Raw genomic sequence first — 14,250 nt, forward strand, 5'->3', positions numbered from 1 at the left:
GGGGAAAAACAAGGGGTTGGGGAAAACGAAAGCGGGAAAACGAAAGCGGCGGGAAAACGAAAGCCGCGGTTGCCCCGGAGACCCCACCCCTCAGAACGCCGGCCGCTCCGGATCAAGCTCCGCCACGCCCTCCGTCGGCGAGGACGCCTGGGCGAAGTGGCGGCGCGGGATCCGGCCCGCGCGGTGCGCCAGCCGGCCCGCCTCGACCGCGTGGCGCATCGCCTCCGCCATCAGTTCCGGCTCCTGCGCCCGGGTCACCGCGGACGCCAGCATCACCGCCGCACAGCCCAGCTCCATCGCCAGCGCCGCGTCCGAGGCGGTGCCCGCGCCCGCGTCCAGCACCACGGGGACGCCCGCCCGCTCGGTGATCAGCTGGAAGTTGTGCGGGTTACGGATGCCGAGGCCGGAGCCGATCGGCGAGCCCAGCGGCATGATCGCGGCGCAGCCCACGTCCTCCAGTCTGCGGGCCAGCACCGGGTCGTCGTTCGTATAGGGCAGCACCGTGAAACCGTCGTCCACCAGGGTCTCGGCGGCGTCCAGCAGCTCGATCGGGTCGGGCAGCAGGGTCCGCTCGTCGGCGACGACCTCCAGTTTGACCCAGTCGGTGCCGAGCGCCTCCCGGGCGAGCCGGGCGGTGAGCACCGCCTCGCCCGCGGTGAAGCAGCCCGCGGTGTTCGGCAGCACCCGGATCCCGTGCCGCGTGAGGACGGACAGCACCGAGCCCTGCACGGTCGGGTCCAGTCGCCGCATGGCGACCGTCGTCAGCTCCGTCCCGGAGGCGAGCAGCGCGCGTTCCAGGACGTCGAGGCTGGGCGCACCGCCGGTCCCCATGATCAGACGGGACCGGAAGGTGGTGCCGGCGATGGTGAGCGGGTCGGGGCCCGGGGCGGGGGCCGTTGCCCGGATCGCGGTATCGGTGTGGGTATGGGTGTCGGCCATTCCGCGATCAGCCTCCCTGGACGGCGGTCAGCACTTCGACGCGGTCGCCGTCACCGAGCGTCGTGGCGGGCCACTGGGTGCGCGGCACCACGGTTTCGTTGACCGCGGCGGCCACCCCGGCGGGCGCCGTGGACAACGTGGCCACCAGCCGGTCGAGCGTCAGGCCGCCGGGGATCTCGCGGGGCTCCCCGTTGACGGACACGGACACCGTGGGGACACCGGGGGTGCCGCGGTTGCCGGGGTCGCTCATGCCGACACTCCCTCAGCCTTCGGCCGGGGGGACCCCCACGCTGTGCTCGGCCTCGCATTCGCGAGGCGCGCACCCTGCCATGACTCTCCTCCCGCCTCCGGCCGGGGGACGCCCATGCTGCGCTCGCTCATACGGGCTGCTCCTCCCGGACGCGGGCGCTCTCCGGCCTCGGGCCGCCAGCGGCGGCGAACCGCGCCGGGGAGAAGGCACGGGCCTCTTCCGGGAGGCTCCCGGTGGCCAGCAGCTCGGCCATCGCGTCGCCGGTGACCGGGGTCAGCAGCACCCCGTTGCGGAAGTGGCCGGTGGCCAGGTGGAGGCCGGGCAGCCGGGACGGGCCGAGCAGCGGGGCGTTGTCGGGCGAGGTGGGGCGCAGCCCGGCGATGGTCTCGACGAGCGGCAGCTCGGTGATGCCGGGGACCAGCTCGTGCGCGTCCCGCAGCAGCTCGTAGACGCCGCCCGCGGTGACGGTGGTGTCCCAGCCCAGCTCCTCGCTGGTGGCGCCGACGACCAGTTCGCCGTTCTCCCGGGGCACCAGATAGAGCGGCCCGCCGCGTACGACGGCCCGCACGGTGCGCGACAGGAAGGTGGAGCCGCCGGCCGGCGCGTCCGGCATGCGCAGCCGCAGCACCTGCCCCTTGACCGGCCGCACCGGAGGCAGCACGTCCTCGGGGACACCGGCCAGCCGCCCGCTGTCGCTGCCCGCGGCCAGCACCGTCTGACCGGCCGACAGCCGTGTGCCGTCGGCGAGTTCGACGCCCGAGGCGCGGCCCCCGGAGACCGTCAGCCGCGCCGCCCGGCCGTGGCGGAAGGTCACACCGGCCCGTTCGCAGGCGATCAGCAGGGCGCTCGCCAGCCGGCGCGGGTCGACCTGATGGTCGCCGTCCACCCGCAGGCCGCCGCGGACCCCGGGGGCCAGCATCGGCTCCAGGCGGCGGCACTCGCGCCCCGACAGCCACTGTGAATCCAGCCCGGACCGGGTCTGCAGGGCGTGCAGCTCCCGCAGATGGGCGCGGTCGTCGGCGTCCAGGGCGACGGCGAGGGTGCCGCACCTCCGGTAGCCGATCCGCTGTCCGCTGGCCTCCTCCAGCTCCGCCGTGAACCGCGGATAGCGGCCCGCGGAGGCGAGGTTGAGGCCGAGCAGGGTCTGCTCGCCGTAGTGGAGCTCGGTGACCGCGGCCAGCATGCCGGCCGCGACCCGGGCGGCCCCGCCTCCCGGCGCGGGGTCGGCCACCGTGACGGCCAGCCCGCGGCCGGCCGCCCGCCAGGCCGTGACCAGGCCGATGACGCCGCCCCCGATGACGAGGACGTCGGGGTGCCCCGGTGGAGCGCTCGACGGTGTCGGTGCTGTGGCAGATGGATGCATGGGCGTCCAGCCCCTCCCTTCGCCGGCATGACCCGGATCAGGTTCGTACGGTCGGAGGCCGGACAGCCTCCCTCTCAGCCCGGTGCGTCCGGGCTCCCGCGAGTGCGTGCATCCGTCACCCTAATACGGGCCCACGACGCGTCGTAAGGGAGCGCCCGGAGCCCCGTACGGGCGGCACCCCGGGGTGGCCGATCGTGACGCTGTGTCAGAGATCTCCTCGCGCGGTGCTGCGAGTGGCGCGACACCCCGTCCTACAGTGATCGGGTGAGCGAGCAGAGCACGTCTTCCCAGGCACCGGACCGCACGCCGCGCGTCGTGATCGTCGGCGCGGGAATAGCGGGTGTGCAGACCGCCGTCGCCCTGCGCGAACAGGGCTGGCGCGGCGCCATCATCCTGCTCGGCGACGAGCCCCACCGGCCCTACGACCGCCCTCCGCTGTCCAAGGCGGTGCTGCTCGGCAAGGCCGAAGGCTCCGCGTTCGACGTCGACTTCGACGGGCTCGGCATCGACCTGCACCTCGGCCGCCGGGTCACCGCCCTGCGCCCGGAGGCCCATGTCGTCGAGACGGCCGAGGGCCCCGTCCCGTACGACTACGCGGTCCTCGCGACCGGCGCGGACCCGATCGTGCTGCCCGGCAGCGAAGGGCTGCCCGGCGTCCACCTGTTGCGCACCCTCGATGACGCCGAACGGCTGCGGCCGGTACTCGCCGCCCAGCGCAAGATCGTCGTCGTCGGGGCCGGCTGGATCGGCGCGGAGTTCGCGACCGCGGCGCGCGAGTCCGGCTGCGCGGTCACCGTCGTCGAGGCCGCCGCCCGCCCGCTGGCCGGCGCGCTGCCCGTCGAGGCCGCCGCCCCTATGGCCGACTGGTACACGGAGGCCGGCGTCGATCTGCGCACCGGCGCCTCGGTCGCGTCCGTCGCACCGGGCGCGGTCACCCTCGTGGACGGTACGACGCTGTCCGCGGACGCCGTGGTCGTCGGGATCGGCGCCCGGCCCGCGACCGGCTGGCTGGTCGGCTCGGGCGTCGCCCTGTCGCTGCAGGACGGCTCCGTCCTGGCCGACGAGCATCTGTGCACCTCCGTCCCCGACGTCTACGCGGTCGGCGACTGCGCCTCCTTCCCGTCCACCCGTTACGGCCGCCGGCTGCTGATCCACCACTGGGACAACGCCCTCCAGGGCCCCCGCACGGTCGCCGAGAACATCGCCCGGGAACCGGCGGAGGGCGTGGTCTACGACCCGGTCCCGTACTTCTGGTCCGAGCAGTTCGGCCGGTTCGTGCAGTACGCGGGCCACCATGCGGGCGCCGACGAGCTGATCTGGCGGGGCGACCCGGCCGGCGCGGCCTGGTCGGTGATCTGGCTGCGGGAGGGCCGGCTGGTCGCGCTGCTGGCCGTCGGGCGGCCGCGGGACCTCGCCCAGGGGCGCAAGCTCATCGAGCGGGGCGCCACCCTCGACCGCGGGCGGGCAGCGGACGCGTCCGTCCCGCTGAAATCGGCGGTGAGCTAGGACTTCTCGTCCAGGGGTGCCGGAGGTGTGCCAGGGGCGGCGCGGGCGCGGGCCGGCCCCTGATGGCGACGCCCGGCTACCGACTGTCAGTGCGAGGTGGCAGGCTTGTCCCGTGACCGAGATTGACGCAAAGATCGATGGACTCGTCCCCGCCTGGCTCACCCTCCCCGACATCGCCGAGGAGATCGGCGTCGAGGTGACGCGTGTGCGGCAGCTGGTCAAGGAGGGGCAGCTGATCGCGGTGCGCCGCGGCGAGAACAGGGCACTGCAGGTGCCGGCCGATTTCATCAAGGACGGCAAGGTCGTCAAGGGGCTCGTCGGGACCCTGACACTGCTGCGCGACGACGGCTTCGCCGACGAGGAGATGCTGGAGTGGCTCTTCACCGCCGATGACTCCCTGCCCGGCACCCCGGCGCAGGCGCTGCGCGAGAACCGCGGCACGGAAGTGAAGCGCCGGGCGCAGGCACTCGCCGTCTGACGCGGCGGGCGCGAGCGCGCTGCCATCAGCAACCGCACCATCATCCGTAACCGCACCGGAGGGGCGTACGGACCGGAAGGCCCGGCCCGTACGCCCCTGACCTGGGGGGAAACCGCCCGATGAGCACCGCACGACAGGCCCTGTCCGAGGCCCGGCTGTATCTGTGCACCGGCGCCCGTACGCGACAGGGCGATCTTCCGCAGTTCCTGGACGCGGTGCTCTCCTCGGGCGTGGACATCGTCCAGCTGCGCGACAAGGGCATGGAGGCCCGCGAGGAGATCGGGCATCTGGAGGTCTTCGCGGACGCCTGCCGACGGCACGGCAAGCTGCTGGCGGTCAACGACCGCGCGGATGTCGCCCATGCCGCCGGCGCGGATGTGCTGCATCTGGGGCAGGGCGATCTGCCGGTCCCGGCGGCCCGTGCCATCCTCGGTGCGGACGTCCTGATAGGCCGGTCCACCCACGCCGAGGCCGAGGTGGACGCCGCGGCCGCCGAGGCGGGGGTGGACTACTTCTGCACGGGACCGTGTTGGCCGACGCCCACCAAGCCGGGCCGTCACGCCCCCGGCCTGGACCTGGTCCGTTACACCGCCTCGCGCGCCCCCGAGCGCCCCTGGTTCGCGATCGGCGGGATCGACGCCGGCAATCTGGACGAGGTGCTGGAGGCGGGCGCCCGCCGCGTCGTGGTGGTCCGCGCGATCACCGAGGCGGACGATCCGGGGGCCGCGGCGGCGGACCTGGCGAAGCGGGTACGGGCCTGGGGCGCCTGAAGCGGGGCCGCAGGTCGGCGCGGCTTGAAGGGCGACGCCTGCGTGGTTCGTCGGTCCGTAGCCGGTTTCTGGCCGATCGATGGCCGGAACATGTCCAACCAGTGGACATGAAACCGGCTAACCAGGCATATCGCTGCCATCGGTTGGTGTGCGCCTGCCAGGTGACTAACCTGCCCGTATGGCCCTAGGAACAGCTTCCACCAGGACTGATCGCGCCCGCACGGTGCGCGAGCTGCTGGCTTCCGGCAAGCAGTCATATTCGTTCGAGTTCGCGGCCCCGAAGACCGAGAAGGGCGAGCGGACCCTGTGGAACGCCATTCGCCGGATCGAGGCCGTCTCGCCGACCTTTGTCTCCGTGACGTATGGAGCCGGCGGCACCTCTCGTGAGGGCACGGTGCGCGCCACCGAACGCATCGCCACCGACACCACCCTCACCCCGGTCGCCCATCTCACCGCCGTCAACCACTCCCTGGCCGATCTGCGCAACATCATCGGGCAGTACGCCGACGCCGGCATCCGCAATATGCTCGCGCTGCGCGGCGACCCGCCCGGCGACCCGATGGGCGAGTGGGTGCGGCACCCCGAAGGCGTGTCCTACGCCGCCGACCTGGTCCGGCTGATCAAGGAGTCCGGCGACTTCTGCGTCGGAGTCGCGGCCTTCCCCGAGATGCACCCGCGCTCGACGGACTGGGACTCGGACGTCGCCCACTTCGTCGACAAGTGCCGGGCGGGCGCGGACTTCGCGATCACCCAGATGTTCTTCTACGCCGAGGACTACCTCCGGCTGCGCGACCGGGTCAGCGCCGCCGGCTGCTCCACGCCGATCATCCCGGAGATCATGCCGGTCACGAACGTGCGCCAGATCGAGCGTTTCGCGCAGCTCAGCAACGCCGCCTTCCCGCCCGAGCTGGCCGACCGCATCCTCGCCGTCAAGGACGACCCGGCGGCTGTACGCTCCATTGGCATCGAGTACGCGACGGACCTGTGCGCGCGCTTGATGGCCGAGGACACTCCCGGGTTGCACTTCATTACCCTGAACCACTCCACGGCGACCCTGGAAATCTACGAGAATCTGGGGCTGCACCAGCAGTCCTGATCACGGTGGCCGGAAACCGGCGGAAGAGGGGCGTATATGGGCTGGACGGTCCTCTACATCGCGTTCGGCCTGGTGGCGTTGTGGCTCCTCGGTGAGGTCCTGCTCCAGTACAAGGCCCGGCTGCGCTGGCGGCTGCTCGCCTTCACCGGCTTCATCGGTGTGGTGGTCGGCGTCATCATCCCCTCGGTCATCGTGATCGGGGCCGGCGCCATCGCCTTCGCGGTCGGGCAGACGAATGTGACGCTCTCCTTCAAACGCGGCTTCTCCACCGGCTGGGCGCTGGGCGGCAAGCCGGGGGAGAGCCGGCGCCGCCGGGTCCGCTCCGACGGCGCGCCCGCCCAGCCGACGCTTCAGGTCTCCGGCCTGGAAGCCGTACCGCTCACCGGCGCCACCGGACAGGGCACCGACGACCAGAGGACGCCCGCCGGCCGGGACGCCTACCAGGGCGTCCAGGACGGCTACGGGCAGGGGGCGGCCTACGACGCCGCCGACGGCGCCTTCGGCCAGGACCCGTACCAGGCCCAGCACCAGGCTTACGGGAGCCAGGACGACGGCTACGACGGTGGCTACGCCCCGCAGCCGGCCTACGCGGGCCAGGACGGCTACGGCCAGGCGGACGCCACCGCCGTCTACGCCCCGCAGCCGATGCCCGACGAGACCGGGCAGTACGGCGTCTACAGCCCCGACGCCCGCGCTCAGCACGGCGATTACCCGGCCTACGGCGCGTACGGCGCAGCCTTCGGCAACGGGGACAGCGACGGCAACGGCTATGCGTACGGCGGCGGTTACGATCCGGCCGCCGCGGGCCAGGGCGCCTACGCCGACCCCTACGCGGCGTACGGAGACGGCCAGGGCCAGCAGGCGCCCTACTCCGATCCGTACATCGGCGCCCAGCAGTACGCGGCACAGTACGACCCCTATGAGCAGCAAGACCCTTATGGGCAACCTGTGTACGCCCAGCAGCAGGCGTATGGCGGCATAGCGTCCGACGGCCAAGGCCAGCCGCTGGGGCACGGGTACGGCGAGACACCGCCCGGCGGGGCCTGGGTCCCGCAGCAGCGCGACGGTGCGCTCCCGCCCGAGCAGCCGCCGTACCCGCCCTATCAGCAGCAGAGTTACGACGACCAGCAGTACCGCTACTGAGCCCAGGCCGCGCTACGCCGTGACACCGACGGCACCCTTACCCCCCGCCTCCGTCCTCCCACGGACCGCCTCTCTCACCGACCGCCCGTCACGTCGACCCGCGCCAGTCGTCGCCGTTCACGATCAGTCCCGCGACGATCGCGCCGGACATCCCGGCATGCGCCGGCCCGCCGCCCGGGTGCGACCAGCCGCCGACCGCGTAAAGCCCCGGTATCCGGGTGTGGTTGGCGGGGAGCAGGAAGCGGCCCCCCTGCCCCGCCAGCGCCGGGCCGGGCACCAGCTCGCCCTCCTTGGGCGGCAGGACCTCCCGCCACAGCACCCGCTCGCGCAGCCCGGGGACCGCGGCCTCGGCGATCTCGGTCAGTCGGTCGGCGGCCGCCTCAAGGGCCGCGCCGCCCGGCAGGGCGCCCGGGGCCACCGGCGCGCTCAGCGTCACGGCCTCGTGGTCGTCGTCGGGCCGGGAGGCGGGATCGTCCGGCCGCAGCACCGTCACCGTGGGGCTGGCACATATGGTCCGCGGAACCGCGCCGGTCCCGAACACGGCCGCCAGCTCGGCCGCGCGGTCCGTGGTGTGCACGACCGTCCGGTGCGCGGTGTCCCCCGGCCGGGCGCCTCGCAGCGCGAGCGCGACGGTGAGCCGCCCCGGTGCCTCCTCGGGACGGGCGCTCGGCCGGACGTCGTCCGCGCCCCACGGCAGCCCTCCCGGAAGTATCGACGCCAGCCGGGCCGGAGCGATGCCGGCGACCACGAACTCCGCGTCGGACACCCGGCCGTCGGCCAGTTCCACGCCCGCCGCCCGGCCGTCCTTCTCGACGATCCCGGTCACCTCGGCGCCGAAGCCGAACTCCACCTTGCGGGCCAGACAGCGCTCGTACAGCGCCTCGGCCAGAGCCCGCATGCCACCGCGCGCATACCAACTCCCGAAGGTCTGCTCCATGTACGGCAGCACGGCGGCGCTCGCCGGGGCGCTGCGCGGGTCGAAGCCGTACGCCGGCGCATGGCTCTCCAGCAGGGCGATCAGCCGCGGGTCGGCCAGCTCGCGGTGGGCCACCTCGGCGAGGGTGGCGGTTGTCGGGCCCTTGCCGCGGCCGAACAGCCCGCGCCTGCGCACCGCCGGATACGGATCACGGCCCAGCACCTGCCAGTCCGGCCGCAGGGGCTCCTCCAGCAGCGGCCGCCGGGTGGCGTCCCAGGCGTCCCGGGCCCGGTTGATCAGGGCGCTCCAGCGCTCGCCCGAACCGGCGCCCAGCGCGCCGTCCAGCGCCTCCACCACCCCGGCCCGCGAGGCGTTCGGCAGCGAGACGGCGGTGCCGTCGGCGAAGAGATGGCGGCTCGCGGGGGCGACCTGCGACAGTTCGACGCACTGTTCCAGCGGCTCACGGCCGGTCTTGAGGAACAGGTCGCGGTAGACGGCCGGCAGATGCAGCAGACCGGGACCCGTGTCGAAGGCGAAGCCGTCCCGGGCGAACCGTTGTACCGCTCCGCCGTACGTCGCGCCGCGCTCGAACACCGCCACCCGGTGGCCCGCGACGGCCAGCCGGGCAGCGGCAGCCATCGCGCCCATCCCGGCGCCGATCATCGCAATCCGTGCCATGCCTGCGACTTTAGCCGGGGCCACTGACAACGCCCGCACGGCGGTGGCTCAGCCCGGCGGCGCCACCACGCCCTCCGCCGCGGCCCGCCGCTTCTCCTCGCGCCGCAGCCGCCTGCGCTGCAGGAACCGGCGGATCCGGGACCACAGGAAGATCACCAGCGCGATGCCCGCGATCAGCAGCGTCCCGGCGATGACCGCCGCGGCCACCGGATGGAACACGGCGAACGCGATCAGCGCGGCGACCCCCAGATCCTCGGCGATGCTCAGCACGATGTTGCTGGCCGGCTCCGGCGAGGTGTTGACCGCGATCCGCGTGCCCGCCTTGACCAGATGGCTCAGCAGTGCCGTCGAGCCGCCCACGGCGCCCGCCGCCAGCTCGGGCAGCGAGCCGTTGTGACCGGCCAGCAGAGCGGCCACCACGCCGCCCGCGACGGGGCGGATCACCGTGTGCACGGAGTCCCACACCGAGTCCACGTACGGGACCTTGTCGGCGACGGCCTCCACGAGGAACAGCACCCCCGCGACGATCAGCACATCGGTGCGCTGGAGCGCGGCGGGCACCTCCTCGCTGACGCCGGTCGCGCCGAGTATGCCGAAGAGCAGGACGACGGCATAGGCGTTGATCCCGCTTGCCCAGCCACTGGTGAAAACCAAGGGAAGTACAGACACGGGCAAGATCGTAAGCGAGCGCTGGTTTCCGGTGCTCAGGTTTGAGTATCCGTACTCAGACGCCCGGATGAGTAGGTACGCGGATGGGCCCGGCCCCCTCCGGACGGAAGAGTGGTGACCACGGAAGGGACGCGGCGCCGCACCGCCGACACGGGGCGGCGGAACGGCGCGGCTCCCGGACGTGACGGGGGGACACGGGGGAAGTACGGGGGCTCCACGGGGGACACGGGGGAGCACGGGGGAAGCGCTGTCCTGGTCGGATCGATGGGGGAACGATCCGTGCCAGGGCAGCGCGCTTCGTCGTGTGGGGCCACGGGCCGTGCTGGTGCGCGCCGTACCGACCATACGGCGCGCATTCACGTCCCCGGGGCAGGGCGGTCCGACGGCGGCCCCTACGCCGGGCGGCCGGTGACCCGCCCCTGGAGGAGCCGCGACAGCGACGCGTGGACATCGTCGATCGACCGGTCCGGCTGGTAGGACTGCCAGTCCAGCGCGGCCACCAGGACCATCCCGAACAGCGCCGAGGCGGTCAGCGGAATGTCGATCTCCTCGCTCAGCTCCCCACGGGCCACCGCCTCCCGCAGCACGTCCTCCACCACGGTGATGGCCCGCTCACGCACCACCATCAGGGTCGACTGCCAGGCGCGGTTGGTGCGCCACAGCTCGGCGACGTAGAGCTGGGTGAGCGCCGGGTAGCGGGAGATGAACTCCAGCCCGGCCCGGATCATCGCGTCCAGCGCGTCGATCCGGCTGCCGCCCCGTCCGGCCACCTCCTCCGAGGCCGCCTGCAGGGAGGTCGCCAGCAGCTCGATGCCGTGCCGCAGCAGCTCCTCGAAGAGGACGTTCTTGCTCGCGAAGTTGTAGTAGACGGTGCCCTTCGCGACGCCCGCCCGCTCGGCGATCTCGTCCACCGTGGTGGAGGAGAAGCCCTGTTCGGCGATGAGCGTGACCGCGGCCTCGAAGAGTTTGCGACGGGTGGCATCGCGGCGTGTAGTGGAGCTGTCCATGGGGGCGATTGTGCCGGTCCCCGCGGTGTCCCCGCTCACAGGCTCAGCTCCGGATGCAGGTCCTTCATCCGCACCACCTGGCGGCCACGGGCCGCCAGGGAGGTCAGCGCGAGCGCCCCGACGGTGAACGCGAGCAGCACCAGTCCGCCCTCCCATACGGGTTCCAGACCGCCGCCCGTGATGAGCCGGCGCAGCCCCTCCACGATGTAACTCATGGGCAGGAAGGGGTGGATGGCGCCGAAGAAGCCGGGACTGGTCTGCACCGGATACGTACCGCCCGCCGAGGTCAGCTGGAGCATCAGCAGCGCCAGCACCAGGATCCGGCCGGCCGGCCCGAACTGCGCGTTCAGCCACTGCACGATCGCCGAGAAACAGGCCGTGACCAGCACCAGGAAGCCGATCGTGCCGGCCGCGTACGCCATCTCCAGGCCGAGCGCGAAGTGCAGTACGGACATCAGGGCCGCGGTCTGCAGCACCCCGATGGCGAACACCGGAAGCCACCCGGACACCGCCACCCGCCAGGAGGACGCGCCCATCGTCAGCGCCCTCCGGTTGAGCGGTTTGATCAGCATGTACGCCACCATGGCGCCGACCCACAGGGACAGCGGGATGAAGTACGGGGCGAAACCGGTCCCGTAGTTGGGCGCCTTGTGGGCGGCACCCGAGGAGAGCCGCACCGGATCGGCCATCACCAGGGTGCGCGCGTCCCGGTCCTTCCTGCCGTAGTCGGGAATCCGCCGCGCCCCGTCGTGCAGCCCGTCGGCCAGCTTCGCGGAGCCGTCGGAGAGCTTGAACATGCCGCCGTTCAGCGTGTTCGCGCCGTCCTTGAGACGGCCCACACCGGAGTCGAGGTCGCCCATGCCGGACGCGGCACGGCCGGTGCCCTGGTGCAGTTCGCGCGCGCCGTCCGCCACCCGGCCCGCCCCGTCGGCGAGTCGGTCCGTACCGGCCGCCAGCTTGCGGGCGCCCGCGGAGACCTTGTGCGCACCGTCGTTGAGCGCGTTGATCTTCTTGACGGCGGCGTCCATGTCGGCGCCGAGAGTCGGCCCGTGCTCCGCCAGTTCGCGGGCGAGGTACTGCAGCGTCCCCAGGTCCTTGTCGAGCTGGTCGAGGTTTTTCTGGCCGTGGACGTGGGCGCTGACCTCCTCGGCCTTGGCCGCCGCGGCCGCCGCCTGCTGTGTGATCCTCTTCAGCTCGGCGCAGGACGTGTCGAGGGGCAGCCCGCTCTCGCAGCGCAACCGGTAGAAGCGGTCGAGGTGGTCGGAGATCCCCCGGGAGAGCTTCGCCCCGGTGGCGGCCGCGGCGGGCAGCTCGTCCAGATGGTCGCGGACCGCCTGCGAGCCGTCCGCGACCAGCCGCGCGGCCTCGCCGATCTCCTTGCCGTGCGCCCGGATGAAGGGACCCACCGTGTCGGCCATCCCGTTGACGGCGTCGGCGAGTTGCTGGGTGCCCTGGGCCACCCGCCCGGATCCGTCGGCGACCTGCCGCGAGCCGCTCGCCGCGGTGTCCGCCCCGCGGGCGAGATCGGCGCTGCCCCGGCTCAGCCGCCCGGCGCCGGCGTCCAGGTCCCCGAGGCCCCGCACCAGCCGGCCGCTGCCGTTCTTCGCGGTGCCCAGACCGTCGGCCAGTTCACCGGTGCCGTCCTCGGCCTTGCCGATGCCGTCCGTCAGCTCGTCGGCGCCGTCGGCGGCCTCCTCCGTCCTGCCGTGCAGTGTCGAGAAGGAGACGAAGATCTTGTCGAGGAAGGTCCGTGACGCCTTCGTGGAGGCCGCGGAGCGCACCTCGGAGAACACCGTCCGGGAGATCTGCCCCACGATGTAGTTGTTCGCGTCGTTCGTCCGCACCTTGAGGGCGCTGGTCTCCGGGTGGTCCCCGGAACTGGAGGCGATCCGCCGGCTGAAGTCCTCCGGGATGGACAGCGAGAGGTAGTACGTGCCGTCCTCGACCCCCTGCTTCGCGTCCTCGGCGTCCACGTCACGCCAGTCGAAGACCTTGCTGTCGCGCAGCCCGGTGACGATGCTGTCGCCGGCCGCTATGCGCGTGCCGTCGACGTCCGCGCCCTCGTCCTCGTTGACGAGCGCCACCGGGATCTTGTCCAGCCGCCCGTACGGGTCCCAGAAGGACCACAGGTAGAGCGCACCGTACAGGAGCGGCAGGAGCAGCAGTGCGACCAGTGCCGCGCGCGGCAGCTTCCCCCTCCCGAACCGCTTCAGCTCAAGCGCGGCCAGCTTCGGCGAGCGCATCGGCGGCCTCCTCCTCAGTGGTTGCGGGGGCCTCGATGGCGTTGCCGGTGCCCTGCTTCGGGCTGCCGGTGCGTACCAGCACCACGCCCGCGGCCTCCTCGCCGCCCTCCGGCGGCTCACTGCACACCGCGACCACCGTCGTGCCCGCCGCCGCGAGACCGCGCAACGTCGCCCAGGCCGCAGCCCGTTCACCGTCCGACAGCTTCAGGTCGGTGTCGTCCACGGCCAGCAGTCGGGGGCCGCCGATCAAGGCGAGCGCCACGGACAGCCGCAGCGCCTCCAGTCGCTCCAGATCGCGCACCGACGTACGGATTCCCTTGGGCAGCGACTCGACGTCCAGGCCGGCCGCTTCGAGCGCGGCGTCCACCAGAGCGCGCGCCTCGGCCCTGCGCTCCCGGGGCGGTCGCAGCAGCGCGCGCACCGAGCCCCCGAACCGGCCCTGCAGCAGGGCGCGTTCCCGGAGATGCTCGCCCACGGTCAGTGCGGGATCGAGCTCGGCGACGCCGGGTACATGGGCGAGCGCGGTGACCGCCCGGACCGCGGCCCTCTTCCTGGGCAGCGGCAGACCGCCGACCTCGGCGGTTCCGGCAGCGGTCTTCATCCGCCCGGTGAGCGCGAGCAGCAGACATGTCCGACCGGAACCGGAAGGTCCCTGTACGGCGATCAGCGAGCCGGGTTCAGCTGTGATGTCGATGCCCTGGAACGCCCATCCGCGGGGGCCCTTGACCCCGAATCCCGCGGCCGTGACCGCCGCCCCGTGCGGGGTGCTGTCCACGATCCCTCCTTGAACTGACTGGTCAGTTCAAAAGTATCGGCAGCCCACCCCCCTTTCTGCAAGGGGGTGTTGGGAATCCGCGGGGGATTGCGCTGGATGAGTCGGTACAGCCGGATCAGTTGGTTTGGTCGGTTCAGCCGATTCGTTCGGTTTGGACGGTTGGGCTGGGCTGGTTGGTTCGGTTGTCTGGTCTGGTCTGGGCCGGCCGATTCGGCCGATTCGGTGAGACCGGCTGAGGATCCGGCGGGGCTGTCGGCGGCCGTTGGGGCCCTGTCGGAGTCTGTTGGGGCTGCGGGGTGTCCGCTGGGGGCTGCTGGGGGTCTGTCGACGTCTGTCGACGTCTGCCGAAGCCTGTCGGAGGCTGTCGGAGGCTGGCCGGAGAGCTGCCGAACGGTCCGCAGGGGCCTCGCCCTTGTC

The 14,250-nt window shown here is 72.7% G+C and carries 13 protein-coding genes and 1 riboswitch; of the genes, 5 read left to right on the forward strand and 8 right to left on the reverse strand.

The window, feature by feature from the left end; all coding sequences use genetic code 11:
- Window positions 1-90 precede the first annotated feature (90 nt).
- From K9S39_RS32375 to thiO, 3 genes are all read right to left on the reverse strand, one after another.
- Window positions 91-939 carry a thiazole synthase gene (locus K9S39_RS32375; RefSeq protein ID WP_283113138.1) on the reverse strand — a complete coding sequence of 283 codons (849 nt, stop codon included), beginning with the start codon at window positions 937-939 and terminating at the stop codon, window positions 91-93.
- A 7-nt stretch (window positions 940-946) separates the two neighbouring features.
- Window positions 947-1,189, reverse strand: a complete 243-nt coding sequence (thiS, locus tag K9S39_RS32380) for a sulfur carrier protein ThiS (RefSeq protein WP_248866880.1) — start codon at window positions 1,187-1,189, stop codon at window positions 947-949.
- A gap of 127 nt (window positions 1,190-1,316) precedes the next feature.
- Complete coding sequence (gene thiO / locus K9S39_RS32385; protein WP_248866881.1) at window positions 1,317-2,552, reverse strand: glycine oxidase ThiO; 1,236 nt, start codon at window positions 2,550-2,552, stop codon at window positions 1,317-1,319.
- Window positions 2,550-2,662, reverse strand: a riboswitch (TPP riboswitch). It overlaps the preceding gene by 3 nt.
- 154 nt (window positions 2,663-2,816) lie before the next feature.
- On the opposite strand from thiO, the gene K9S39_RS32390 reads away from it, so the two are divergent.
- The 5 genes from K9S39_RS32390 (at window position 2,817) to K9S39_RS32410 (ending at window position 7,545) form a co-directional block, all read left to right on the forward strand.
- Window positions 2,817-4,058 (forward strand): NAD(P)/FAD-dependent oxidoreductase, encoded by a 1,242-nt coding sequence (locus K9S39_RS32390; RefSeq protein WP_248866882.1) that lies wholly within the window; start codon window positions 2,817-2,819, stop codon window positions 4,056-4,058.
- A 112-nt stretch (window positions 4,059-4,170) separates the two neighbouring features.
- Window positions 4,171-4,536, forward strand: coding sequence for an Rv2175c family DNA-binding protein (locus K9S39_RS32395; RefSeq protein WP_248866883.1), 366 nt, complete (start codon window positions 4,171-4,173; stop codon window positions 4,534-4,536).
- 119 nt (window positions 4,537-4,655) lie between these two features.
- On the forward strand, window positions 4,656-5,306 hold the full coding sequence (gene thiE / locus K9S39_RS32400; RefSeq protein WP_248866884.1) for a thiamine phosphate synthase: 651 nt from the start codon (window positions 4,656-4,658) through the stop codon (window positions 5,304-5,306).
- Between the two features lie 178 nt (window positions 5,307-5,484).
- Window positions 5,485-6,402 carry a methylenetetrahydrofolate reductase [NAD(P)H] gene (metF, locus tag K9S39_RS32405; protein WP_248866885.1) on the forward strand — a complete coding sequence of 306 codons (918 nt, stop codon included), beginning with the start codon at window positions 5,485-5,487 and terminating at the stop codon, window positions 6,400-6,402.
- Between the two features lie 36 nt (window positions 6,403-6,438).
- Window positions 6,439-7,545, forward strand: coding sequence for a mediator complex subunit 15 domain-containing protein (locus tag K9S39_RS32410; protein ID WP_248866886.1), 1,107 nt, complete (start codon window positions 6,439-6,441; stop codon window positions 7,543-7,545).
- Between the two features lie 88 nt (window positions 7,546-7,633).
- Here the strand turns inward: K9S39_RS32410 and K9S39_RS32415 are convergent, their stop codons facing one another.
- The 5 genes from K9S39_RS32415 to K9S39_RS32435 all read right to left on the reverse strand — a co-directional run bounded on the left by K9S39_RS32415 (window position 7,634) and on the right by K9S39_RS32435 (window position 13,833).
- Window positions 7,634-9,139 (reverse strand): phytoene desaturase family protein, encoded by a 1,506-nt coding sequence (locus K9S39_RS32415; RefSeq protein WP_248866887.1) that lies wholly within the window; start codon window positions 9,137-9,139, stop codon window positions 7,634-7,636.
- A 48-nt stretch (window positions 9,140-9,187) separates the two neighbouring features.
- Window positions 9,188-9,808: a DUF4126 domain-containing protein gene (locus K9S39_RS32420; RefSeq protein WP_248866888.1), complete on the reverse strand. Its 621-nt coding sequence runs from the start codon at window positions 9,806-9,808 to the stop codon at window positions 9,188-9,190.
- 392 nt (window positions 9,809-10,200) lie between these two features.
- Window positions 10,201-10,815 (reverse strand): TetR/AcrR family transcriptional regulator, encoded by a 615-nt coding sequence (locus K9S39_RS32425; RefSeq protein ID WP_248866889.1) that lies wholly within the window; start codon window positions 10,813-10,815, stop codon window positions 10,201-10,203.
- Window positions 10,816-10,850: 35 nt separating this feature from the next.
- Window positions 10,851-13,058: a YhgE/Pip domain-containing protein gene (locus K9S39_RS32430; protein WP_248866890.1), complete on the reverse strand. Its 2,208-nt coding sequence runs from the start codon at window positions 13,056-13,058 to the stop codon at window positions 10,851-10,853.
- On the reverse strand, window positions 13,030-13,833 hold the full coding sequence (locus K9S39_RS32435) for an ATP-binding cassette domain-containing protein (protein ID WP_248866891.1): 804 nt from the start codon (window positions 13,831-13,833) through the stop codon (window positions 13,030-13,032). The genes K9S39_RS32430 and K9S39_RS32435 overlap by 29 nt, the downstream gene beginning before the upstream one ends.
- Window positions 13,834-14,250 lie beyond the last annotated feature (417 nt).

The organism is Streptomyces halobius (assembly GCF_023277745.1).
In the GTDB taxonomy this organism is placed as follows: Bacteria; Actinomycetota; Actinomycetes; order Streptomycetales; family Streptomycetaceae; genus Streptomyces; species Streptomyces halobius.